At 63.5% G+C, this 23,106-nt stretch carries 27 protein-coding genes and 4 pseudogenes; 18 read left to right on the forward strand and 13 right to left on the reverse strand.

All coding sequences use genetic code 11. From position 1 onward, the window contains the following. Positions 1-51 precede the first annotated feature (51 nt). Positions 52-402 (forward strand): hypothetical protein, encoded by a 351-nt coding sequence (locus tag MRS60_RS28130; protein WP_131949106.1) that lies wholly within the window; start codon positions 52-54, stop codon positions 400-402. Between the two features lie 145 nt (positions 403-547). After that, the gene (locus MRS60_RS28135) at positions 548-1,108 is read left to right on the forward strand and encodes a hypothetical protein (protein ID WP_034182198.1); all 561 of its coding nucleotides are present in this window, start codon (positions 548-550) and stop codon (positions 1,106-1,108) included. Here the strand turns inward: MRS60_RS28135 and MRS60_RS28140 are convergent, their stop codons facing one another. Continuing rightward, positions 1,109-1,984 carry a LysR family transcriptional regulator gene (locus tag MRS60_RS28140; RefSeq protein ID WP_034181902.1) on the reverse strand — a complete coding sequence of 292 codons (876 nt, stop codon included), beginning with the start codon at positions 1,982-1,984 and terminating at the stop codon, positions 1,109-1,111. It lies immediately after the preceding gene. 128 nt (positions 1,985-2,112) lie between these two features. Here MRS60_RS28140 and MRS60_RS28145 point away from each other — a divergent pair, with 128 nt between their 5' ends. Together MRS60_RS28145 and MRS60_RS28150 are read left to right on the forward strand one after the other, a co-directional pair. Continuing rightward, on the forward strand, positions 2,113-3,432 hold the full coding sequence (locus MRS60_RS28145) for a DUF3422 family protein (protein WP_243566018.1): 1,320 nt from the start codon (positions 2,113-2,115) through the stop codon (positions 3,430-3,432). Between the two features lie 29 nt (positions 3,433-3,461). Further along, positions 3,462-3,662, forward strand: a complete 201-nt coding sequence (locus tag MRS60_RS28150) for a hypothetical protein (RefSeq protein ID WP_243566019.1) — start codon at positions 3,462-3,464, stop codon at positions 3,660-3,662. Between the two features lie 37 nt (positions 3,663-3,699). On the opposite strand, the gene cynR is transcribed toward MRS60_RS28150, so the two are convergent. Next, entirely contained in the window at positions 3,700-4,632 is a 933-nt protein-coding gene (cynR, locus tag MRS60_RS28155; RefSeq protein WP_243566020.1) for a transcriptional regulator CynR, read from the reverse strand. Positions 4,633-4,745: 113 nt separating this feature from the next. On the opposite strand from cynR, the gene MRS60_RS28160 reads away from it, so the two are divergent. From MRS60_RS28160 to MRS60_RS28170, 3 genes are all read left to right on the forward strand, one after another. Then, a complete protein-coding gene (locus tag MRS60_RS28160; protein ID WP_243566021.1) occupies positions 4,746-5,405 on the forward strand; it encodes a carbonic anhydrase in 660 nt (219 codons plus the stop codon). A 30-nt stretch (positions 5,406-5,435) separates the two neighbouring features. After that, complete coding sequence (gene cynS, locus MRS60_RS28165; RefSeq protein ID WP_072438272.1) at positions 5,436-5,906, forward strand: cyanase; 471 nt, start codon at positions 5,436-5,438, stop codon at positions 5,904-5,906. Positions 5,907-6,020: 114 nt separating this feature from the next. Beyond that, positions 6,021-6,488, forward strand: a complete 468-nt coding sequence (locus MRS60_RS28170; protein WP_034181908.1) for a nucleoside deaminase — start codon at positions 6,021-6,023, stop codon at positions 6,486-6,488. A 757-nt stretch (positions 6,489-7,245) separates the two neighbouring features. On the opposite strand, the gene MRS60_RS28175 is transcribed toward MRS60_RS28170, so the two are convergent. Further along, a complete protein-coding gene (locus MRS60_RS28175) occupies positions 7,246-7,857 on the reverse strand; it encodes an FMN-dependent NADH-azoreductase (RefSeq protein ID WP_131949103.1) in 612 nt (203 codons plus the stop codon). A 381-nt stretch (positions 7,858-8,238) separates the two neighbouring features. Here MRS60_RS28175 and MRS60_RS28180 point away from each other — a divergent pair, with 381 nt between their 5' ends. Further along, positions 8,239-8,841: an NADPH-dependent F420 reductase gene (locus tag MRS60_RS28180; protein WP_243566022.1), complete on the forward strand. Its 603-nt coding sequence runs from the start codon at positions 8,239-8,241 to the stop codon at positions 8,839-8,841. Positions 8,842-8,927: 86 nt separating this feature from the next. On the opposite strand, the gene MRS60_RS28185 is transcribed toward MRS60_RS28180, so the two are convergent. Further along, complete coding sequence (locus MRS60_RS28185; RefSeq protein ID WP_131949101.1) at positions 8,928-9,821, reverse strand: LysR family transcriptional regulator; 894 nt, start codon at positions 9,819-9,821, stop codon at positions 8,928-8,930. Here MRS60_RS28185 and MRS60_RS28190 point away from each other — a divergent pair. From MRS60_RS28190 to MRS60_RS28205, 4 genes are all read left to right on the forward strand, one after another. Then, a complete protein-coding gene (locus MRS60_RS28190) occupies positions 9,820-10,773 on the forward strand; it encodes a pirin family protein (protein ID WP_243566023.1) in 954 nt (317 codons plus the stop codon). The two genes, MRS60_RS28185 and MRS60_RS28190, sit on opposite strands and share 2 nt — an antisense overlap. A gap of 55 nt (positions 10,774-10,828) precedes the next feature. Next, entirely contained in the window at positions 10,829-11,260 is a 432-nt protein-coding gene (locus MRS60_RS28195) for a DoxX family protein (RefSeq protein WP_243566024.1), read from the forward strand. 57 nt (positions 11,261-11,317) lie between these two features. Then, a complete protein-coding gene (locus tag MRS60_RS28200) occupies positions 11,318-12,334 on the forward strand; it encodes an NADP-dependent oxidoreductase (protein ID WP_243566025.1) in 1,017 nt (338 codons plus the stop codon). A gap of 181 nt (positions 12,335-12,515) precedes the next feature. Beyond that, on the forward strand, positions 12,516-13,418 hold the full coding sequence (locus MRS60_RS28205; protein WP_131949099.1) for a LysR family transcriptional regulator: 903 nt from the start codon (positions 12,516-12,518) through the stop codon (positions 13,416-13,418). Positions 13,419-13,683: 265 nt separating this feature from the next. Here MRS60_RS28205 and MRS60_RS35235 read toward each other — a convergent pair whose 3' ends face one another. The 3 genes from MRS60_RS35235 to MRS60_RS28210 form a co-directional block, all read right to left on the reverse strand. Beyond that, positions 13,684-13,878 carry an NUDIX domain-containing protein gene (locus tag MRS60_RS35235; protein WP_207921147.1) on the reverse strand — a complete coding sequence of 65 codons (195 nt, stop codon included), beginning with the start codon at positions 13,876-13,878 and terminating at the stop codon, positions 13,684-13,686. A gap of 20 nt (positions 13,879-13,898) precedes the next feature. Beyond that, complete coding sequence (locus MRS60_RS35240) at positions 13,899-14,123, reverse strand: NUDIX hydrolase N-terminal domain-containing protein (RefSeq protein ID WP_207921146.1); 225 nt, start codon at positions 14,121-14,123, stop codon at positions 13,899-13,901. 192 nt (positions 14,124-14,315) lie between these two features. Continuing rightward, positions 14,316-15,212, reverse strand: a complete 897-nt coding sequence (locus MRS60_RS28210) for a LysR family transcriptional regulator (RefSeq protein WP_034181910.1) — start codon at positions 15,210-15,212, stop codon at positions 14,316-14,318. 138 nt (positions 15,213-15,350) lie between these two features. Between MRS60_RS28210 and tam the strand changes: the two genes are divergently transcribed. Together tam and MRS60_RS28220 are read left to right on the forward strand one after the other, a co-directional pair. Continuing rightward, positions 15,351-16,136, forward strand: a complete 786-nt coding sequence (tam, locus tag MRS60_RS28215; RefSeq protein WP_243566026.1) for a trans-aconitate 2-methyltransferase — start codon at positions 15,351-15,353, stop codon at positions 16,134-16,136. Positions 16,137-16,355: 219 nt separating this feature from the next. Next, the gene (locus tag MRS60_RS28220) at positions 16,356-16,760 is read left to right on the forward strand and encodes a nuclear transport factor 2 family protein (RefSeq protein WP_034181912.1); all 405 of its coding nucleotides are present in this window, start codon (positions 16,356-16,358) and stop codon (positions 16,758-16,760) included. Here the strand turns inward: MRS60_RS28220 and MRS60_RS28225 are convergent. Beyond that, positions 16,761-16,972 (reverse strand): annotated as a pseudogene (locus MRS60_RS28225) (arginase family protein); the annotation flags it as partial. A 206-nt stretch (positions 16,973-17,178) separates the two neighbouring features. Beyond that, a pseudogene (locus MRS60_RS28230) lies at positions 17,179-18,045 on the reverse strand (helix-turn-helix transcriptional regulator); the annotation flags it as partial. Between the two features lie 194 nt (positions 18,046-18,239). Between MRS60_RS28230 and MRS60_RS35085 the strand changes: the two are divergent. Continuing rightward, positions 18,240-18,320 (forward strand): annotated as a pseudogene (locus MRS60_RS35085) (cupin domain-containing protein); the annotation flags it as partial. A gap of 76 nt (positions 18,321-18,396) precedes the next feature. Here the strand turns inward: MRS60_RS35085 and MRS60_RS28235 are convergent. From MRS60_RS28235 to MRS60_RS28250, 4 genes and pseudogenes are all read right to left on the reverse strand, one after another. Then, positions 18,397-18,576, reverse strand: a pseudogene (locus MRS60_RS28235) (MFS transporter); the annotation flags it as partial. A gap of 111 nt (positions 18,577-18,687) precedes the next feature. After that, a complete protein-coding gene (locus MRS60_RS28240) occupies positions 18,688-19,557 on the reverse strand; it encodes an XAC2610-related protein (protein WP_243566027.1) in 870 nt (289 codons plus the stop codon). Between the two features lie 43 nt (positions 19,558-19,600). After that, a complete protein-coding gene (locus MRS60_RS28245; protein ID WP_034181916.1) occupies positions 19,601-19,969 on the reverse strand; it encodes a hypothetical protein in 369 nt (122 codons plus the stop codon). A 33-nt stretch (positions 19,970-20,002) separates the two neighbouring features. Then, a complete protein-coding gene (locus MRS60_RS28250) occupies positions 20,003-20,395 on the reverse strand; it encodes a winged helix-turn-helix transcriptional regulator (protein WP_243566028.1) in 393 nt (130 codons plus the stop codon). 136 nt (positions 20,396-20,531) lie between these two features. Here MRS60_RS28250 and MRS60_RS28255 point away from each other — a divergent pair, with 136 nt between their 5' ends. The 3 genes from MRS60_RS28255 (at position 20,532) to MRS60_RS28265 (ending at position 23,102) form a co-directional block, all read left to right on the forward strand. Next, a complete protein-coding gene (locus tag MRS60_RS28255; RefSeq protein WP_034181918.1) occupies positions 20,532-21,164 on the forward strand; it encodes a glutathione S-transferase C-terminal domain-containing protein in 633 nt (210 codons plus the stop codon). A gap of 160 nt (positions 21,165-21,324) precedes the next feature. Then, positions 21,325-21,717: a hypothetical protein gene (locus MRS60_RS28260; protein WP_243566029.1), complete on the forward strand. Its 393-nt coding sequence runs from the start codon at positions 21,325-21,327 to the stop codon at positions 21,715-21,717. Between the two features lie 92 nt (positions 21,718-21,809). Further along, positions 21,810-23,102, forward strand: a complete 1,293-nt coding sequence (locus tag MRS60_RS28265) for a TolC family protein (RefSeq protein ID WP_243566030.1) — start codon at positions 21,810-21,812, stop codon at positions 23,100-23,102. Positions 23,103-23,106: the final 4 nt, after the last annotated feature.

Here is a 23,106-nt window from a genome sequence, read left to right on the forward strand (position 1 = left end):
TCTTCTAAGCTGGGTATGTGTCGAACAGCCGAGACGGCTTCCGTCCGCTCCATGACCTTCATCCATCCCGTTCCCGCCTTCGATGTCGCCGGCCGCCAGGTGCGCGCCGGCGCACGCAACACCGTCCTTCCGTTCCCGCCGCCGCGCCTGCGCCTGCAGTTGCCCGTCACGCTGACGGCCGACTCCGGCGAACTCGCGCGCGCCCGCCTCGCGGCGCTGCTGCATTCGCCGCTCGGCGTGTATGTCGTCAGCGCGCGCACCGTGCGCGACGTGATCCATGTGCACTTCGAGATCGCGCCGGAGGATCTGGATTTCACGCTGCACATGCTGATCGCGCAGCAGGCCGATGCGGTGATCGGGCCCGTCGCGCGCCGGCTGCGCGTCGGGCCGCAGCCCCGGTGAATCGGGGAACGATTATTGCGCGTCGGTTGCTTGTTGATCGTTTGATTCGCCGCCGGATCGTCGGTCGCGGTGCTGTCCGCCCGCCGGGCGGCGGATGTTCGTGCGCCGCGTCGCGTGCGGCGCCGATCCTGAATATGGAGTGTCCATGTACCTCACGGAAGAAGTGCATAGCGCGCGGCCGGCAAGCCGCCGCGCGCGGACGGCGTCGCTGCCGTCGGGCCGGCAGCTCGCGCGGCAGCTCGTGACGACGGTGCGCGTGGCCGAAATGTTGCTGCATCAGGCGATCGTCGTGCCCGACGGGCATCAGTGGTCGGTCGACACCGAGCGCGTCGACGCGGCCGGCGGGCCGCTCGCGGCGTGGGAAACCTGCGTGACGTTGCGGATCGGCAAGGTGTTCGCGCCGGCGGTCAACCCGGCCGCACGGGTCAACGACTCCGATCAGGTCGCAGTCGAGATCGGCCTTTGTCTGCCCGAGCAGGCGTATCTGGACGAGCGGCGCGTGAGCATCTTCGGCCGCCGTCACGGCAACCGGTTCGGCGCGACGCTGTCGGTCGCGTCGGGTGCGCAGTGGGGCTGGCGACGCATCGAGCATGTCGCGCCGGAACACGCGCAGGTGCGCGGCGATACGCTCGAGGCACTCGTCGATGCGGTCGCGGCGAACGTCAACGCGGCGCTGGCCGCGGCCGGGTTTCGCGCGACGCGCTGATCACGCGTCGCCGGTTTGCCCGGTCTGCCGCTGAAGGTCTTCCATCAACTGTTCCGCGAGAAAGTCGCACGGCGGCCGCTTCGATTTCGTGCTGCGCGCGAGAATCAGTTCGAGCGGCGGCAGGTCGGGCAGCCCGTGCGAGCGGCCGAGCATCGACAGTTGCGCGGGAATCGCGCAGCGCGCGAGCGGCGCGACCGCGAGGCCGGCCTCGACCATGCTGAGCAGCCCGAGCAGGCTCGGGCTTTCATACGAGGTGCGATACGGCACCTTCGCGCGTTCGAGGCTGCGGATCGCGTTCTCGCGCGCGACGCTGCCCGGCATGAACACCGCGATCGGCAGCGGCCGCTCTTCCCACACGCGCGGCCCGTTCGTCATCGCGGCCCACGCCATTGGCTCGTGGCGGATGAAGTCGCCGGTCAGCCCCTTGATGCGTGTGCCGCACACGAGATCGACGGTGCCGTCCTTGATCAGCGGCGCGAGCGCGCTGCTCGGCAGCCCCATCACCTGGATCTCGACCTTCGGGTAGGTCGCCGAGAATTTCTTCAGAACCGACGGCAGCAGCGACGACGCATAGTCGTCCGGCACGCCGATCACCACTTTACCGGTCACTTCCGGCCGCACCACGGCCGCCCACGCCTCGTCGCGCAGCGCCAGCATTCGTCTGGCGAATCCCAGCAGCACCTCGCCCTCGCGCGTCAGCACGATGCTGCGCGGCTTGCGCACGAACAGCGGCCGGCCGATCGCGTCTTCCAGGCTCTTGATCTGCATGCTCACGGCCGACTGCGAGCGGTTCACGGCTTCGGCGGCGCGGGTCATGTTGCCGGTTTCCGCGACGGCGACGACGGTGGCCAGCACGTCGTGATCGAGCATCTTCATGGGTATCAGGAAAACTGAACGTAACGATCAGCATTATGCGTTTTTATTGTTGCTGTGTGTCTGCCATAGTGCAATCACGCTGGCGTTTTGCCCGGCACGCAGGCTTGAACAGGAAGAGTGGTGTATCGATGATGGACCATCCGTTGCGCGCCGCACTGGCCGCGGAATTGCATGCGCGGCCGTTCCTGCGGCTTGCCGAAGCCGTGTCGCTCACGCATTACGCGATCTATGCGGACGGCGAGCCCGACATCCACGAAACGCTGCTGCACGCACTGTGCCGCGACACCGGCATTGCCGCGCCGCACGAAGGCGCGACGCACTATGCGGTGCAGTCGCCGTGCGGCTGGCACCTGAAGTGGGAACGTCACACTGAATTCTCGACCTTTACGTTCGTCGCGCCGCGTCGCGACACCGGCTATTTCGACGATCTCGCGATCGAAGGCATTCCGGCCGCATGGTTCGCGCGGCTGGCCGGCATCCGCTTCGTCGCGGTGCGGATGGAACTGCTGTCGGGCGATGCCGCGCGGCTCGTCTGCGGCGACCTGCGTCGCTGGATCGACGGGCCCGCGCTCGTCGGCAGCAACGTGCTCGGCGGCGGCAAGGTGTTCTGCGACTGGCATGTGCGCGACGACGGCTTCATGCGTTTTCTCGTCGTCGACGAGGATTTCCGCGAGGAGCAGGGCGGCCGCCTGCTGCAGCGTCTGTACGAAATCGAAACGTACCGGATGATGGCGCTGCTCGCGCTGCCGGTCGCGCGCCGGATGAGCCGCGAACTCGACGAGATCCACGCGGCACTGCATGCGCTGATGCAGCGGATGGACGCGAGCGGCGCCGACGGCGACGACGCGGCGCTGCTCGTCAAGCTCACGCATCTCGCGGTGCGGGTCGAATCGCTGTCGGGATCGGGCGCGCGTTTCAGTGCGTCGCGAGCGTACGAAAAACTCGTGCTGGCGCGCATCCAGGAATTGCGCGAGGAGCGTATCGAAGGGATGCCGACGATCGCCGAATTCATGGAGCGGCGTTTTGCGCCGGCGATGGAGACGTGCCGCAGCGTATGGGCGCGCCACGAGCAGATCGCCGCGCGGATCGCGCGCGCGGTCGACCTGTTGCGCACGCGCGTGAACCTCGCGCAGGAAAAGGACGTGACGCGCCTGCTGGCGGGCATGGAGCGCACCGCGCGCAATCAGCTTCATCTGCAGCACGCGGTCGAAGGGCTGTCGGTGGCAGCCATTTCGTACTACGTGCTGTCGCTCGCGACGGCGGCGTTCAAGGCGTTGCACGTGATGAACCTGCCGGTCGATCCGGAGCTGGCGGAAGGCCTGCTGATCGCGCCGGTGGTATTCGCGGTGATTCACATCACGCGGCGCACGCGCGCGCAGCTTGCGCGATCGGAGGCCGTGCATGACGGCGCGCCTGTGCAGGCGGCGGCGTTGAAGCAGGTCGGCTAGAACATCAACGACATATCAAAGGAGTGGAGATGACTTTTTCGCAGAAGCAATCGGGGTTCTTCAGCGGTTTCGACGCGTTCGACGAACCGGCACCGGACGAAGCGGGCGTAGCGGAAGAGGCGCGCGTGACGTCGTATCAGGCCGTGTTGCAGGAGCCGATGACATCGCTCGTCGGGAATACGCACGATCGGCCGGACGTCGCGGCGGTGGCGATTCTCGGCTACAACTGACGCGTTTCTTCGCGTCGATTCGATTCGACGCAGGCGTTCATTTTCCGGCCGCCTTTTGGCGCGCCGGGCGTGAATTGCCTTTTCCCTTCGCTTTCCCCGCCCCCTGCGCGAGCGCCAGCTCGACGAACGCACGCGCGGCCGCGCTCCGGTACGCGCCCTTGCGCTGCAGCAGCACCGCCGTGCGCCGCAGCACGGCCGGATCGAGCGCGACGGCAACGAGATCGTCGTGCCCGGTCGCGATCGTCGCGGGCAGCAGCGTCGCGAGATTCGTGCGGCGCACGATCTCGATCACCGCACCAAGCGAATTCGCTTCCATCAGCACACGCGGCCGCACGTCGTGCTCGCGGAAATAACGGTCGATCTGCACGCGCGTCGCGAACTCGGCCGTGAGCAGCACCAGCGGCGCGTCGTGCAGCGCGCGCAGGCCGGCCCTGCGTTTCCCGGCGAGCGCGTGCCGACGGTTCACGACGAGCGCGAGCGTCTCGACCAGCAGCGTTTCCGCTTCGATATCCGCCGTATTCACCTCTTCGAACGCGATGCCGACATCGAGTTCGTCATCGACGAGCAGCGCCTCGATGCGTTCCTGCGACATCTCGCGTACCGACAGCGACACTTCCGGATAACGGCCGTGAAACGCCTCGACGAGCGGCCCGACGAGATAGCTCGTGAAGGTCGGCGTGACCGCGATCCGCAGCGAGCCGCGGCTGAGATCCTGCACGTCGTGAATGGCGCGCCGGCCTTCCGCGAGATCGTGCAGCGCCTGCCGCGCATAGCGGAAATACACGTTGCCGGCGTCAGTCAATCGCGTGACACGCCCGGTGCGGTCGAACAGTTGCGCGCCGAGTGTCTCCTCGAGCTGACGGATCTGCTGCGACAGCGCGGGCTGCGATACGTGCAGCGCGGCGGCCGCGCGCGTGAAGCTGCGGTGTTCGGCGACGGCCAGGAAGTAGTTGATATGGCGCAGCAGCATCGCGATTCCTATAAGTTTTGCTTATCCGATGGATCATAAATCAGTCTTTTACGTTATTGGAAGTCCGGCGTAACCTGCCCTTCATCGATTTCACCCACACCGGAGGACACGCGATGAAGGACATCATTGAAGGCTTTCTGAAGTTCCAGCGCGACGCCTATCCGGAGCGTGCCGCGCTGTTCCGCGATCTCGCGCGCAGCCAGAACCCGCGTGCGCTGTTCATCTCGTGCTCGGACAGTCGGCTGGTACCAGAGCTCGTCACGCAGCGCGAGCCGGGCGATCTGTTCGTGATCCGAAACGCCGGCAACATCGTGCCGTCGTACGGCCCCGAGCCGGGCGGCGTGTCGGCCTCGGTCGAATACGCGGTGGCCGCGCTGCGCGTGACCGACGTCGTGATCTGCGGGCATTCCGATTGCGGCGCGATGACCGCGATCGCGACCTGCCAGTGCATGGACCACATGCCTGCCGTCGGCCACTGGCTGCGCTACGCCGATTCGGCGCGCGTCGTGAACGAGGCGCGCACGCATCGCAGCGAACGCGAGCGGATCGACTCGATGGTGCGCGAGAACGTCGTCGCGCAACTCGCGAACCTGAAGACGCACCCTGCCGTGCGGCTCGCGCTCGAAGAAGGGCGTCTCGTGCTGCACGGCTGGGTCTACGACATCGAATCCGGCTGCATCGACGCCCATGACGGCGCGACCGGCCGGTTCGTCTCCCTGGCGGACCATCCCGACGTCCGCGCCACGCCCGCGACGCTTCCCGTCGCGGCCTGAATCGCTCCCACCCAACCACGAGGTATTGCCATGATCCAGTCCCAGCACAGCCAGACCGCCCGCCACGCGCTTGCGGAGACCGTCGTTCTCGCGAAGGCGCGCAAGAACCTGTCGTTCGCGCAGCTCACCGAAGGCACGGGCCTGAGCGAAGCGTTCGTCACGGCCGCGCTGCTCGGCCAGCACGCGCTGCCGGCCGGCGCCGCGCGCGTCGTTGCCGACAAGCTCGGCCTCGACGACGACGCGGTGCTGCTGCTGCAGACGATCCCGCTGCGCGGCAGCATCGACGATCGCGTGCCGACCGATCCGACCATTTACCGCTTCTACGAAATGCTGCAGGTGTACGGCACGACGCTGAAGGCGCTGGTTCACGAGAAGTTCGGTGACGGCATCATCAGCGCGATCAATTTCCGGCTCGACGTGAAGAAGGTCGACGATCCCGAAGGCGGTTCGCGCGCGGTGATTACGCTCGACGGCAAGTACCTGCCGACCAAGCCGTTCTGACCGAACCGACGCAGGCGCGGCGCCGCAACGGCGCCGCCGCACAGGTTCGCTCGACGTGCGTCGGCCGCAGGCCGGTGCACGTTCCGGCCATTCCGTTTCTACGAGGACACAGCCATGGATTTTGTGAAACGCACGATCGATCTCGCGATGAAGAACGTGGAAGAGGGCGGACGCCCGTTCGCGACGGTGATCGTCCGCGACGGCGAGATCGTTGCGGAGAGCCCGAACCTCGTCGCGCAGACCAGCGACCCGACCGCGCATGCGGAGATCCTCGCGGTGCGCGATGCATGCCGCAAGCTCGGCACCGAACACCTGACCGATTGCGAGATCTACATCCTCGCGAGCCCGTGCCCGATGTGCCTCGGATCGCTGTACTACTGCAGCCCGAAGCGCGTGATCTACATCACGACGCGCGAGGACTACGCGCCGTTCTACCGCGACGACCGCAAGTACTTCGAGCTCGACACGTTTTATGCAGAATATGCGAAGCCGATCGGCGAGCGGCGGCTGCCGATGGTGCAGCAGAAGCACGGCGACGCGATCGGTGTCTACCGGCGCTGGCAGGAACTGAACGCGAAGTGACGTGATCCGCGCGGCGCGCAGGTTGCGCGATGCAGCGGCCCCGGCTGCTCGTTTTCTCCATTCTTTGCTCCGCCCGGCGGCTTTCGTGCAGCCGGGTGTCCGCGTTGCCGCTCGGGGTCGTGTCGTGCTCCCGTTTTCCCGCGTGCACAAACACCGATCCCGTTCAATGTCCGGACCGGAAATCCGTGATCCATACAGTTTTTGACGGGTTTAAAAATTCGCACCGGAGACGGCACTGTCACGTTGTCGGTCCGGCCGACGAATCGGGGTCCGATGAGACAATCGATCAGCAGGCGGTGAACGGATTTTGGGCCACCTCGGTGAGCCAGCGCCAGGCTAACCGTGCCGTGAGTTGATCCGTACCTCCTCCTTGTCAGAATAGTCCGTGTCCACGAAAGCGGGTCGTCTCCATTACGTACGCGGCGGAGGCGGTGAGATCACGCTGGAGTGCATCGACGAGTCGAGCGACGACGCTGTACCGAAGGACACCGGAGATGTGTGTCGCGCGAGTCATAGAAAAACCGACCGGCAAGCCGGTCGGAAAAGGTTGTGGTTCCGAGGGCGATCAAGCATTGTTAAAACAGGCCCCAAGGGGAAACCAACAACCGAGGCACCGGGGAAAATTGATGCAATACATCGAAACGAAGCGGGAGGGAAGCCTGATTTCACTAAGATGATGCAGTGTTTTAAAAAATATTGTGAGTAAGTTGTTTGTAGAAAATGATAATCAGTCTATGAAAAAGCCGTTCGGTTTCAATCAGAAAGCGAACTCAGAGATCTCTTTTTTAGCTTTCGTAATTGCGGCATTCTTCGCTTCATCGCCGAGCGCCAATCCTTCCGCACGGACGATCGTGACATCGGTCAGTCCGATAAATGACAGAATGCCGGTGAGATAGCTTTCCTGGTGATCCAGTACGCGTGACGGGCTGTTGCCGGTATATTGCCCACCGCGGGAAGATGCGATGAAGACTTTCTTCCCCTCCGGAAGAAGGCTTTCCGGTCCGTTCGGACCATAACGGAACGTCTTCCCGGCCACGACGATACGGTCGATCCATGCCTTGAGCTGGGACGAAATGGAGAAGTTGTACATCGGCGATCCGATCACGATGAAATCCGCCGAGAAGAGATCGTCCAGATACTGAGCGCCAAGCGCGATGTCTTTAGCCAAAGCTTCGTCGCTGTTGGCGTTCCCCTGGGATGCGGATATATGCGTCGAGGACAGGTGAAGCGCGGGGTCCTTTTCAAGATCGCGATACGTGACACGAATTCGGGGATGCAGGACGATCAGGCGGTCGACGATGTCGGCGGAAAGGATGCGGCTAACCGAATGGCCGCCGAGGATGCTTGAATCAATGTGCAGTAGATTCACGATAGATAGCCCGGAACAAGGTTGACAGGGTTCAATCGACCGGAATCGATCGATCAACGGTGATACTTATCTCACATGCCAGCTTGCTGAGGTATCCACAATATATCGATGCAGCCTATCTCGGAATACGATGGATGAGCCCGATTAATCGGGACGGATCGTTGTTTGTGACCAGACCGTCAACATTTTTGGGGGCATCTGATTTCTCGATGGAAACCATCGAGAAATCAGAGTTGCTCATGATCCATGCGTCTGCATAGACTGAGATGTCCATCGACGGGTGGCGCAAACGCATCGACGAAGACCTCGTCGAATGATTGGCGACGCGCCGACGACGAAATTAACCTCTGTAAATAGTGATGTAAGGAATAGAGAATCCTGATGAATAAGATTGGAATAATCGGTGCCGGTGCAATCGGATCCGCGATTGCCGAAGCGCTCTCGCGAAAAGGAATACACGCCGTCGTCGCCAATAGCCGCGGACCGGCATCACTCCAGAAACTGGTCGACAGGTTTGGTCCGACCATCCAAGCCGGTACTCGTGAAGAAGCTGCTGCTCAGGAAATTGTTTTCGTGGCGGTAAATTGGTCAAAGCTATCCACGGCGTTGGCGGGATTGCCCAATTTTGCCGGCCGCACTGTGATCGACACCAACAACCCACTGGAGGGGATGCCGCTCAACGTAGCTGATTTGGGTGGGCGCACATCGAGCGAGGTGTTTCGGGAATGGGTTCCCGGCGCCAAAGTGGTGAAAGCCTTCAATCACTTGAAGCCGATATTACTGTCCAGCGATCCTCGTGCGGAGGGCGGGCAGCGCGTTTTGTTCTATGCAGGCGACGACGTGGCCGCGAAGGCCACCGTCGCTCAGTTGATCGAGCGGTTGGACTTTTTCGGGATCGATCTCGGCACGCTTGTCACCGGTGGACGGCTCTTCCAATTTCCAGGAGGGCCGCTTCCTTCGCGCAATCTCGTTCGATATCCCTAGCTTCATGGGCGGGATATGCCAAGGAAGGCCGCAACGAAGATCACGCACACGCCGTATCGCGTTCGATTCGCGACGCGCCGGGCCTGCTAGCAGGGAACTTTGAGCTGTTCGAGCAGCCATCGACCCGCTGGCCCCGGTGGCGTGTCTTTGCGGTATATCCCCAGCATCGGCATTGCATGGATGCGAGGAAACAGGATGCCGAGGCTTAATCTGACGAGACGTCCGGCGTCGATATCGTCCCGCACCATCGCTTCCGGCATGTGCCCCCAGCCGAACCCCGCCTTCAGGAATGCGTGCTTGGCACCCAGATCGGCCAGCCGCCACGTGAGCGATGAATAGACACCAAACAATTTCCCGTCGGTCAGAGCACTGCGATCGGTCAAGACGAGTTGAACATGCTCGTCCAGCTCGTCGGACTGGATCACGTGTTCATGCCGCGAGAGCGGATGAGTCGGGGCAGCGACCGTGACCATGGGTACTTCGAGCAGGTGTTCGGCGCCGACGGTCTCGGGTACGTCGGGCATCGAGCCGCTGATGCCGAGTCTGCACGTGCCGTCGAGCACGGGTTGCACCACCGCGCCCAATGCTTCCACGTAGAGGCGCAGCGGCGTGTCGGGAAATGCGATGCGAAATCCGCCGACGGCATGAGTCAGCTTCTCCATCGGAAACATCACGTCCATGACGACCGAGAGTTCGGGCTCCAGCCCTTCCGCGATCGCGCGTGCCTGCGATTTGAACGAATCCATGCTGCCGACCACGAGACGCGCCTGCGCGAGCAACGCTCTGCCTTCTTCCGTCAGCCGTGGATAGCGGCTGCTGCGGTCGAATAACTGAATGTCGAGCTGCGCTTCGAGGTTCGCGAGCGTTTGGCTCACGACCGACTGGGCGCGCCGCAGCTTTCGGCCCGCAGCCGAAAAGCTGCCTTCGTCAGCCGCGGCAATAAAGGTCCTCAACTGGTCGAGCGAGAGGGCTTCGAGCATGTATCTGGGAATCGGATGGGTTTCATCGAAAAATATCGACTATCCGTTCCGAGGTCAACGACTTAATCTGACCGTATCGCAATTGCGGGAGGACATGATGAGTTCACTCGTCGACAGTATCGAGCAGCCGGTCGCCGCCCCTCGGGTGCGCAGGATCACGCTGCGCACTGCTGGCTACCAGCTGGGTTCCATCCTGAGGCTGGTCAGCCCGACGGATATCGGGCGGCGAATCAAGCCGTTCGTCTTCGTCGATTACTTCGATTTCGCGCCGACACGCGACGAACTGTTCAGGATTCATCCTCACTCGGGCATCGCGACCGCCAGCATAGTGTTGAACGGCGAGGCACGATACCAGGATACGACCGGTGCATCGGGAATCATGCGGAAAGGCGACGTGGAATGGTTGCAGGCCGGGAATGGCGTCTGGCATGACGGAAGCGCCGTCGGAAACGAACGCCTCCGAGGCTATCAAGTCTGGATTGCATTGCCGCCCGATCAGGAGAACGGTTCCGCGTTCAGTCAACAAGTGCCCGCTGGATCGATTCCCGGTGTCGGCCCAGCGCGCGTGCTTTTTGGCGATCTCGCCGGCGTTCGGAGTCCCGTTGCATCGACGGAAGGCATCACCTTGCTGCATGTCCGGTTGCGGGCCGGCAAAACCTGGCGATTTCAGCCGCCGTCTGGGCAGACGGTCGCGTGGGCACATGCGGGATCCGGTTCGGTGGCGGCCAACGGCATGTCGATCGGTAGCGATCTGGTCGTGTTCGATGAATCCGACGGCACGATCGTATTCACGGCCGGAAGCGACGCGGACATTCTCGTGGGCTCCGCTGTTCCTCATCCGTACGATCTCGTGGTCGGCAATTACTCTGTTCACACGTCGGTCGACGCACTCCGAAAGGGCGAGGCCGAAATCGATCGAATCGGCAGCGCGTCGGATTGGCGAGCGCGCTGAGATAAGGGAAGTTCGAGCAGTTCATATTTTTTAAATTTGATTGGGATTGCATTTCATGGAAACGAAGAACTCGAATCTCACGCTGGCCCTTCCGCTGGTAGGGCGTGTCTTGATCGCACTCCTCTTCCTGATCAGCGGACTGGGCAAGCTCGCGGCCCCCGGGGCGACGATCGGCTATATCTCGTCGCTCGGCCTGCCGGCGCCTACGCTCGGCTTTTTGGGGGCACTGATTCTCGAGCTGGCCGGAGGCGGTCTTCTCGTCGCCGGCTATCGAGTCCGCCTTGTGGCTGCGTTACTCGCCGTTTATTCGGTGGTCACCGCGCTGATCTTCCACCATGCGCTAGGCGATCAGAATCAGCTTTTCCATTTCTTCAAGGATGTGGCCATTGCTGGCGGGCTGCTGCAGATCGTTGCAAATGGTGCGGGCGTGTTCAGTATCGATCAGCGTATTGCCAGGGGGAGCGGAAAGCTTGGGGTGTCTCGATAACGCGGCCCAATGAAATGACGTCGAGATCGCATCGATATCCCGGTCAGGTGTTGCGGCTTGAAATTCGAAGATGATGACAAGGCAAAAACGATGAGCTCCGAAGCATATGAAAACCAGACCTCCGAGAGTGTGAGGATTGTCGTCGCGATGGCTTACGGCGGCCCCGAGGTTCTTGCCCTGCGTGAGGTTCCGGTACCGAAAGTTGGCCATGGTCAGGTGAGTGTCGCGATTCGCGCGTCAGGGGTGAATCCGATCGATTACAAACTCTATGGCGGTGGATTCGGCACCAATCCGGCAAATCTACCGCTCCGAATCGGCTTCGAAGCGGCCGGTGTCGTGACGGCCACGGGGGAAGAGGCCGTGGGGCCAACCGGCCCGATATCAGTGGGCGACGAGGTGCTGGTGTATCGTGCGCCGGGCGCATATGCAACGCAGTTAGTCGTTCCCGCGTCGTCGGTGCTGGCCAAGCCCGCGAATCTACCGTGGGATCAGGCCGGCGGGTCGCTTGCCGCGGGTACTACCGCGGTTCATGCGTTGGAGGCCGTCGCGCTTGAGGAGGGCGAGACCGTGTTGATTCACGGCGCGGCTGGCGGCGTAGGTCATCTCGCAGTGCAATTGGCCGTGACGCGGGGCGCGACGGTGATTGGGACCGCGAGTCCCGGCAAGCACGACGTGTTGCGCGAACTCGGCGCGATCCCGGTCGCATATGGACCAGGCTTGGCGGATCGAGTCAGGGCTGCAGCCCCTCAAGGTGTCAATGCGGCTGCGGATATGGTGGGATCCGACGAAGCAATCGACACGTCGCTGGAGGTAGTTTCCGATCGCTCACGCATTGCGACGATCGCCGGGTTTGCCCGGGGAAGCCGTGCGGGCGTGAAGCTGCTTGGCGGCGTTCCTGGCGCCGATCCCGGGCAGGATATCCGTTACGCGGCGCGCCTGAGGCTGATCATCGCAGCAGCGACCGGCACACTGCGCGTCATCGTTAGCGAAACGTTTCCGCTGAATCGCGCCGCAGATGCCCATCGCTCGATCATGAGCGGGCGGACGATCGGAAAAATCGTTCTGCTTTCCTGAATTTGCCGTGAACGGTACGCGCAAGCGCATAAGGCGCCCCTCTCGCGGAATATCTTAAGGATGGAAGCGGCAATCACCGACGATGACTTGCGGACGTTGATTGAGTCTTACGGCCGCGATCGAAACGACGGAAAACTCGCTCTATACCTGGTCCGGGAAACCTAAGTGGATCAGATGCAAGATGGACAAAATTCAATCCGTACGTTTCTTCTTGCAGGTCGTGGAAGACGAGAGTTTTGTGCGGGTTGCCAACCGATTAGGCATCTCTGATGTGGCGATCAGCCGCAATGTGGTTTGGCTCGAAAAGCAAATAGGAGCACAACTTCTTGTTCGCAAGGCGCGAAGTGTGTCGGTTACGGAATTCGGGCGGACCTACTATGCGAGAATGCGGAACATTCTGGTGAAGCTAGACGAACTTGAGCGCTCCATATCGGAGCCTTCACTGAAACCGATTGGGACATTGCGCGTTGCGGTTTCGTCTTTCTTCTCGCTTCGATACCTTGCCTCGTGTTTGTGCAGCTATCACAACACATACCCCGACGTATCGATTTCTCCAATCCTTCTAGATCGCCCGTTCGACCTTGTCCGCGACGGATACGATGTCGGTATTATCGATCTGTCGACGTTGTCGAATATGAGCTTCATCGCGCGCCCTATCTGTCATGACCCATTAATCGCTTGCGCATCGCCCGCATACCTAGAGCGATGTGGTGAGCCGCTGCATCCTGAGCAACTGATAGGCCATTCGTATATCAAGGCTTCTGGTTTGCATTCCAGTGGGCCTGGACTGAAAATCACCGGCCATGGCGGTACAGTAAGGTTGGATTGCAAACCAGTGCTGGTAGTCAATAACGTGGATTTTCTTGTGCAGATGATCCTGGCTGGAACTGGGGTCGGTTTTGTTCCGCCGGCATTGATTGAGTCGGAGCTTAAAAATGGGGAGTTGAAGTCAGTGTTGACTGGATATTCGTCTCCTGCTCCCGTTATCGGCATTGTATACCCGAGCCGTCGTCACTTGCCGGCCAAGGTGAGGACATTCGTTGAGCACCTTCTGGCTACTTTCGATACATCGTCGGGTATGTGAGACAAGTATCATCGTTGATCGATCGATTCTGGTCGATTTAAACCCGCAAACCATGTTCCGGACGCATCTATCGTGCGTTCACCAGTCGAAATGACTGCTTGCCACGTCGTCGCTCGTCCGCTGGTGCAACAGGCGGATTTGTGATTCCAGAATGCGATGCTCAGAGAGCGGAGGCAAGGCGTTCGGCGGGAGGTAGCCGGACGCGATGGCCTCGTCCGTCCCCCGTAATAACGCGCTGCCTCGATTCGAGCAATAAAAAAGGCCTTTAGCGCGTTGGGCATCCGAGGGGATGCGGATGTTTTTTTCGGTTCATCAGCGCGAGAAGTCCGGAAGGTGAGAACTTGAGTCCCGTTTTCTCCGCGACGTCGCGAACGATTGCGTCGGCGGGTGATTCATTGATGTCGCACCAGTTGCCGGGAAGCGTCTGTCGGCCGTTCGTGCTTTCTTGGGCCAGCAGCACATGGCGATCGTCATCGAGAATCAGCGCGCGAACGTCGAGCTTTGGCGTCGGGTAGTCTCGATCAAGATTGATCCAGTCCGAAATGTGTTCGACCGACAGGTCGAATGATCGGCAATGAGATCGGCGGTGGCTTGCCGAAGTTTGTGGAAACGTTCGATGTCGAATCGATCTTTCGAGAAGGCGAGTCCTGCCTGGGCTGTGGATAGGGCGAGCTCCAGATATTGGAGTAGAGCGGTTGTCGCCATGGGTACGAATTCTTGATCAAAGTGGACGTTAGCTAAGGTGGTCGCGCTACGCCTCCGGTTGCCTCAGAGGGGCATACGATGGCTCGACAAGGACGTCATGGCACTTCGTGGCCGCGTGTATGGCTTGGAGTACTTCGAACCAAGCTTCAGGCTCTGGGTGGCGGCAAGCGCAATGCCCATCGCGCTCGCGAATCACCGCCCCGGCGTCGCGCGCTCGACGATCATGTCGTAGAGCGCCCGCGCCGCGGGCGACAGTTGCGCGCTCTTGCGCGTGACGAGCACGAGCGTGCGCGACACCGACGGCTCGACGAGCTCGATCGTGCGGATCATCGGATACGCGTTCTTCTGGATCGCGAGCTTCGGCACCACGGCCGCACCGAGCCCTTCGGCGACGAGCCCGAGCGCGGTCGAGCTGCGCTGCACTTCGTAGAACGAGTGCAGCGACACGCCGCTGGTTTTCAGCGCGCCTTCGAGCAGCCCGCGATTGCCGCTCACTTCGCCGGCGAAGATCAGCGGATGCGGCTGCAGTGCCGCCCAGCGGATGCGCCGCCGCTTCGCGAGCGGATGATCGTCGCGGCAGACAAGCACATACGGGTCGTGCGTGAGCGGCACGCTGACAAGTTCGGGGTGCTGGTCGCCGGCGATGCTGATGCCGAATTCGGCTTCGCGGCGCAGCACGGCCTGCAGCACCGATGCCGATGCGTGATCGAGGATCTTCACGCGATCGTGCGGCCGGTGCCCGGAGAACGCGCGCAGGATGCGCGGCAGGTATTGCACGCCGACCGTCGGCACGCACGCGATCGTGACGTCGCCGCGCTGGCTCAGGCCCGTCTCGCGGATTTCGGTCAGCGCATCGGATAGTTCGTTCAGCAGCCGCCGCGCTTGCGGCAGGAAACGCCGGCCGATCTCGGTCAGCGTGGTGCGGCGCGTCGTGCGTTCGACCAGCGCGACGCCGAGAAACGACTCGAGCTTGCGCAGCCGCTGCGTGATCGCCGTTTGCGTCACGTGCAGCGTGTCGGCCGCCTGCCTGAAGCTGCCGCCGTCGGCGATCGCGACGAAAGCCTGTACACCGAGCGTATCGATTTTCATCAGAAATTTGAATCAATAACGATATTAAATTCATTTTACTGAAGTGCGGCGTCAGTCGCAGAATGCGCTGCATCGGCGGCCGCATGCATCCCGCGCCCGGATGCAGCGGCGCCGCCCATGCCGACAAGGAGAACCATCGTGACGACCCCACTCGATCAATACGCGAGCCAGTACGTGCAATTCGAGGACGAGCGCACGCGGCCGGTGCGCGACCTGCTGGCCGCCGTGCCGCGCACGCCGATCCGCACCGCGATCGACATCGGCTGCGGGCCCGGCAATTCGACGGAAGCGCTGATCGCACGCGCACCCGACGCGACGATCCACGGAATCGACGCATCGGCGGACATGATCGCGGCCGCGCGCAAGCGCCTGCCGGCACTGCGCTTCGATATCGCCGATGTGGCCGCGTGGGACGATCCGGGCGGCTACGACCTGATCCTGTCGAACGCGGTGCTGCAATGGGTGCCCGCGCACGACACGCTGTTTCCGATGCTCGTCGGCCGGCTTGCGCCGGGCGGCCATCTCGCGGTGCAGATGCCCGACAACCTCGACGAACCCGCGCACCGGCTGATGCGCGAAGTCGCCGCGGCCGGGCCGTGGGCGGACAAGCTGAAAGGCGCGGCGCGCACCGAACGGTTCGACGCGCGCTACTACTACGCGCTGCTGTCGCCGCTGTGTTCGCGCGTGGACGTATGGCGCACGACCTACTACCACCCGCTGCGCGGCGGCGCGGACGCAGTCGTCGAATGGTTCAAGGGTAGTGCGTTGCGGCCGTTCCTCGCGGCGCTCGACGACGGCGAACAGCGTGCGTTCCTCGCGCGTTATCGCGAGGCGCTCGCCGGTCCGAACGGTTATCCGGCACTCGGCGACGGCACCGTGCTGCTGCCGTTTCCGCGCCTGTTCGTCGTGGCGACGCGGAAGTGACGCGGCAATGCCGCCGGCGACGGGCCGGTGGCCGGCAAGATGCTGACGCATGTCATCGTAGCGGCGGGATAGTGGCGCCCCGGATTGCTCATATCAAATCGGCGCCGCTCGATTGCTCGCCAACCCTAAGTGTGTCGCGCTGCGGTTCGACTATGCTGAAATGACTGCAGCCCGGGCATCGCGCCGCAACGCTGCAACCGGCGATGACGGGAGGTCACGATGACCGAGCAAAGCAACGTTCAACTGGTGCAGCAGGCGTACGCGGCGTTCGGCAGGGCCGATATCGACGGCATCCTGCAGACGTTATCCGAAAGCGTCGACTGGTTCATACCAGGGCCGACCGGCATCATTCCGTTCGCAGGCAGACGACATGGGCCTCAAGAGGTCGCGGCGTTCTTCGGGGCGCTTGCGTCGACGCAGACCGTGGAACGGTTCGAGCCGCTCGAGTTCATCGCCAGCGGCAACCGGGTCGTCGTGCTCGGCGCACAACGCTGGTATGTCCACTCGACCGGGCGCACGTACGAGGACGAGTGGGTGCATCTGATCACGATCGAAAACGGCAAGATCACGGCGTTTACCGAGTATCACGATACCGAGGCGGAAGCGGCGGCACATCGACAGTGACGGCGCTGCGCGCGTGGCAATGTTGTACGGGCGCAGCAGCACGGATTCGGTGCGGATCTGGCGCGGGCCGAAGCGCGAACCCGAGCGGTTCGACGTGCCGAGGTCGAGCGGCACGCCGACGAAGCACACGTCGAGGCCGTCGGTCGTCGCGGCCTGCGGCAACCGCATACCGTGGCGATGCCGCCAAAGCGCGGCATCTCGTTGCCGCCCATCGGCTGGTTCAGTTCGTGGGGCTTGGGGCCGTATCTTCTTTCTGGTGTGAAGCGATCGGCTGCTGGTAGAGGAGAACGCCTGCGCGAAGATCTTGAAGTCGCAACGCTTACATCGACGGGTCTCGATGCGAGTGGCGCCGCCGCATCGACACGGCGCAACCATAGGCGGTCGCGCGGCCTGGCCAGGTCAGCGCGCGATCGCGGGGCGGCGCGGCGCCGTCTTGCGATCCGGCGGAAGGGAACGCGGTGGTGGCCGAACCCCACGCAGCGAGTTCGCGTTTCGTGCGCACGCCGAGCTTCGCGAACGCGCGTTTCACGTACGACTCGGCCGACGCGACGCGCACGCCGAGGATCCCGGCGGTTTCCGGCACCGTCTTGCCGGAGATCAGGTGCTTGCAGGTTTCGTATTCGCGCTTCGACAGCTTCACGCCGTCGGCCGCGATCCGCGCATCGAACTGCGCGAGCGGATGGACTTCGGGCGTCGGGTGCGCGACGCGCCGCACGGCGGTGGTCGACGCATGCAGTTCGAGCAGCGGGAACAGCACGTCGCTGATGCTGCGAAAGCGATTCATCTCGGCCAGCGTGAACGGCGGCCGGTCGCGGCCGCGCTCCAGCGCGATCGAATGCTGCGAGTAGCGTGTGCCGCGCGCGAGCACGCATTCGTGGCCGATATGCACGTCGTCGAACAGCCGCTGGCGGAATTCGCCGGGCGGGATCGCCGCGATGTCGCGCACGACGAGCATCGTGCCCGTCTTGCCGCGCAGCCCCGCGAACAGCGGGTCGCTGTCGAGAAAGCGCTCGTAGTAGAGCGTCATCACGTCCGAGATGTCCGACGTCGCGGTGCCGATGCCGCTGCTGCCGATCCATTCGCATCGATAGCCTGTGGGCATCGTGCCGTCGACGCGCGAGCGTTCGACGTGCGCGACGTCGAGCGGCACCACGTCGTTCAGCAGTTGCGTGAGGCGCGGCACGAAGTGCGGCGTGCCGACCGTCTCGATCAGCTCGCCCAGCGCCTTGAACGACACGTTGAAGCGGTCGTTGTCGCGGTGGGAGGGGTTCACGTTCAGCGGCATGCGGTTCCCCGGTGAGAAGCGGCGGGATTGTAGCGATTGCGGTGAAAAACGTCATTAAGGGGAAACACCGGCGGGTGTCCTTGCGACTTCATGCTCCGCAAGACATCGCTTGTCCCCCGGAAGGGGGCATACCGGGGCAGTGTAAATGAGTAACTTTGTCTCTGCTTTTTTCGATCAATAGACGAAAGATTCAGATGACCAAACTGATCAAGGACATCCTGCCGCCCGGCGCAGGCATCGGCGAATTCACGAAGCTCGACTTCGGGATGGACGAAATCCGAACGACCCGGCGCGACGTTTTTTTGCGGTTCTGACGCGCAGGGCGGCACGCCCGTGCCGTCCGCGTAACGGTCAAGCGTCGATGCGCTCGACCTTGCCGACCAGCAGCCCGTACGACAGGCTGCCCGCGAGCGCCATCGCGGCGATGTAGGTGATCGCCCGCGAGAAGTCCGCGCCGTTCACGAGCAGCCCGATCACGATCGGCGTCGCGATCGCGGACAGGTTGCCGATCAGGTTGAATACGCCGTTAGAGCCTTGGAGCGAATCGCGTCGACATTTGAACAGGCATTCCTGTTAATGGGAAGTTGCGCGCTCAATATGTGGGAAAGCTGCGAGAGGCGCGCGGCCCAGATGCGGCGCGTGTCAGCCGCCTGCGGGCGTGGTGTCCTTCGCGCTGATCCAGCCCGTCACGGCGCCTGTGCGCGGATTGCGATAGACGACTTTCAGCCACTGGAAGTCGGCAGCCGCGTCGACCAGTTCGAGCGTGTCGCCCGCGACGACGTAGCGCCGCGTCGGCGCATCGTTCATGGTCTCGTGCAGCGGCACGCGCGTCGCGCGCACCTTGAAAGTGACCTTGCCGCCGCCGTAGGCCTGCGGGCGGCGCGACACGCGTTTGCCGTGCTCGTCGTAGGTCAGCAGCATCGACGACGGACCCGCATCGTCGTCGAGCAAGTCGCGCAGGTCGTCCGGTATCGCTTCGCTCGACTGATACAGATACATCCTGCCGTTGGCGTCGAAGCGATACGCATCGGTGTACCAGATCGGGCCGCCGCGGCACGAGCTGTAAAGCGTGTGCTCCTTCGGCTTCGCCTCGACATTGATCAGGTCGTCGCAACTGCCGTGCGGCATGTCGTTCGCCGGCATTTGCAGTGGCTCGAACTGCTGGCGCGCGGCGTTGTACAGATAGATGCCGTAGTTTTCGTTAACCATGCCGAGCAGCGCGTGCGCCGCGAGATCGCGGTGGCCGTCGAAGTTGTAGTCGTCCGATGCGAGGTGGTAGTGGCCTTCCTCGTCGGCGGCGGTGACGCCGAGCGTCTGCGTTTTCCCGCTTGGCAGGAAGCGGACCGTGATGTGCGCGCTGTCGGCGCGCTCGATGCGCGCTGTGACGGTGTCGTCGACCTTGAACGTGAGCAGCGGTTTGGCCGCGTGCGCGGCGAAGGGCATCGATGCGCACGCAGCGAGCAGCAGCGCGGCGACGCGCGGAAACGGTCGGAATTGCAGGGAGTGCGTCATGAGCGGGCGTTGGCGCGAAGGGGATGAGCGTGCAGGTGATCGGTCAGCCACCCGCGCTGTCGTCGCGATACCCGCTCTTGCCGACGAAGATCTCCTTCAGTGCGGCGCGCAGCGCGACCGGATCGTACTGGCCGGGTGCGAGATGGATCACGTAACGCGTCTGGCCGTCGAGACGCGCAGCGATGCCCGGTTCGATCTCGACGTCGATCGTGTTGTCTGTCAGGCGCACCGACAGATCCTTGACGCGCCAGTTGATCTGGTCGCGCACCATCACTTCGATCAGCGTGTCGTCCGGAAAGCGCGACAGCGCGAAGCAATAGTCCTGCTCCGCGTCGTGACAGTAGATGTTGGCGAAGCTTTCGTCGTCGTCGAGGTCGGACGTTGCCGCGCCGACGGTAGCGTGAAGGTCCATGAACGTAGGTTCCTGCGTAATAGGTTGTCGAGGTTATCGGGGTGAGCGGCTTGCCGTTTCGATCGCCTCCGCCGCTTCGGGCGCCATGCCGGTATCGCACGACGCATCGGCATCGCGCGCCTTCAGCCACAGCCCGAATTCGCGCATCACGTCGACCACCGGCCGCAGCCGGTCGCCGTCCGTGGTCAGATCGTACTCGACGCGCACCGGCACTTCCGGATAGATGGTCCGCCGCACGAGCCCCGCGTCTTCGAGCGCGCGCAGGTCGAGCGTCAGCATGCGCTGCGAGATGCCCGGCATGTCGCGGCGCAGGTCGCTGAAGCGCCGCGGCCCGTCGAGCAGATACGACACCAGCAACAGCCGCCAGCGGCCGCCGAGCATGCGCATCGCTTCTTCAACGGAACATCCTGTCGCACTCGTTTTCATCCTGCTGAACCCTGGTCGGTAAATTTTTTGTGACTACGGCACAAATGACTGCCGTCTTCCCACCCATGCGCCGATGCGAGATATTAGCGCCCGCGTCGCGGCAAATCGATACACGGACAACCAACGAAGGAAACGCATGAAGCTCTATCACGCTCCCGGCAGCTGTTCGCAGGCGATCCGCATCGTGCTGCACGAAGGCGACATCGACGCGCAGATCGTCAACGTCGACGCGCGCAAGCATGTCGTCGAAGGCGGACGCAACTACTACGACGTGACCGAACTCGGCTACGTGCCGCTGCTCGAACTCGACGACGGCACGATGCTGCGCGAAGGGCCGGTGATCGCGCAGTATCTCGCGGATCTGCGCCCGGAAGCCGCGCTCGCGCCCGCCTACGGCACACTCGCGCGCTACCGGCTGATGGAATGGCTCAACTTCCTCGGCACCGAGATCCACAAGGGTTTCATCCCGCTGCTGTATGCGGTGCAGGCGGGGAAGTACGTGGAGCCGGCGCGGCAGAAGCTCGACAGCCGCTTTGCATGGATCGACCGTCAGCTCGACGGCAAGACGTTCGTCACGGGCGACACGTTCACGGTTGCGGATGCGTACCTGTTCGCGCTGACCGGCTGGGGCAAGGCCGACTGGATGCGCTCCGTGTACAACGCGGATATCGACCTGAGCCGGTATGCGCATCTGAGGGCGTGGTACGAGCGCGTGCGGGAACGGCCGGCGGTGCAGGCCGTGCTGGCGGCGGACGGCCTGTCGCGGTAGCGCGCGGCGACGGCGACGGCGACGGCGATGGCGATGGCGACTGCGACTGCGACTGCGACTGCGACGGTCGCGGATACGGCGCGTCATCCCGTCGCACCGCGGCCGTTTCGCGCTATCGCGGCGCCTCCACGCAGCAAAATGCCGCGCTATAATCGCCGCCATGAAACTGCTTCGGACCTTCATCCTGCTGCTGCTTTGCGCGGTGCTGCCCATCAGCGGGCTGGCAGCCAGCGGCCTGACCGGTGAATGTCCGATGCAGCACACGATGTCGATGGAAGCGGATACGGGCATGAGCATGACCATGTCCGCCGACATGAGCGATTGCGATTCGATGAAGTCGCCCTCCGCCAGCAGCGCGAAAGCGAAGGCCAAAGCCAAGGCCATGGCCTGCAAGGTGACGGCCCAATGCCAGTTCGGCAGTCTCTATCACCCGGCCGCCCGCGTCGACGTCACCCGTCCCGCTGCATTCGCCAGCACGATCGTCTTCCACTACACGCAGTCCGTCCCGGTCCGCGACCCGAGCGGGTTGTGGCGCCCTCCACGCATTAGCTGATCCCGATCCGACCGGTTCACCGCCCAGGCGGTGAGGTTCGTCCTGTGCTCAGGACGTGGAATCCCTATGGATTCCGACGTTGGGGTTAAACCATGTCATTCGATTTCGGCACGCCGCGCACGCGGCGTGCGTGTCGGCGCGCGCCCGTGCTGTGGGCCGCGCTGCTGGTGACGGGCGCCGTTCACGCGCAGCAGTCGCCATTCACGCTGGACGCCGCGCTGCAGTCCGCTACCGATCATTCCGCTTCGATGCAGGCCGCGCAGGCTTCGGTGCACGCGAGTTCGGAAGCGGCCGTCAAGGCCGGCCAGTTGCCGGACCCGATGCTCAAGGCCGGCATCGACAACCTGCCGGTCAACGGCGGGCAACGCTTCACCGTCGGCCAGGACTTCATGACGATGCGCCGCATCGGCATCGAGCAGGAATGGGTGTCCGGCGACAAGCGGAGGTTGCGCACCGCGCTGGCCGGCGAGCAGGTCGGCCGCGAACGCGCGGGGTATCTCGTGCAGCTCGCCGCCGTGCGCCGGCAGACCGCGACGGCCTGGCTCGACGCCGTCTATGCGAAGCAGGCGCTCGCGCTTCAGCAGGCGCTGCTCGCGCACATGAACCATGAACTCGACGCGACGCAGGCGTCGTATCGCGGCGCGAAGGCGAGCGCGGGCGACGTCGTGCAGGCCCGCGCGATGCTCGCGCAAACGCAGGATCAGGTGCTCAAGGCGCAGCAGACGTATCGTTCCGCACTCATCGCGCTTGCCCGCTGGACGGCCACGCCGGTCGCGGATGTGACAGGCACGCCGCCCGCGCCCGAATCCTTCGTGTCGTCGCTGCCGCCGGACGAACTGCGTCTGTCGCAACCGGCGCTCGTCGCCGCTGCAGGCGACATCGCGGTCGCCGAAGCCGACACCGCGGTCGCGAACAGCGAGCGCAGCCCGAACTGGACGTGGGAAATCGCGTACCAGCAGCGCGGCGGCGCGTATTCGAACATGGTGTCGGTCGGCGTCTCGATCCCGCTGCCGATCAACCGCAAGAACCGCCAGAACCGCGACGTCGCCGAGAAGGCCGCACTCGCGACGAAGGCGCGGCTGATGTACGAGGACACGCTGCGTCAGGTGCAGGCCGATATCCGCACGCAGTCCGAAACGCTGGCGAGCGGCCGCGAACGCATCGCGAACCTGAGCGCGGCGCTGCTGCCTGCCGCCGATCAGCGCGTGCAGCTCGCCAATGCCGCCTACCGGGCCGGTACGGGTTCGCTTGCCGACACGTTCGCCGCGCGGCGTGCGCAACTGGAAGCGCAGTTGCAGGTGCTCGATCTCAGGCGCGACGTGTCGCAGACCTGGGCGCAGCTCGAATATCAGGTCGTGCCGGCGACGCTGGCCGCCGCGCAGTGAAGGA

Source organism: Burkholderia pyrrocinia (genome assembly GCF_022809715.1).
Lineage (GTDB): Bacteria > Pseudomonadota > Gammaproteobacteria > Burkholderiales > Burkholderiaceae > Burkholderia > Burkholderia pyrrocinia_C.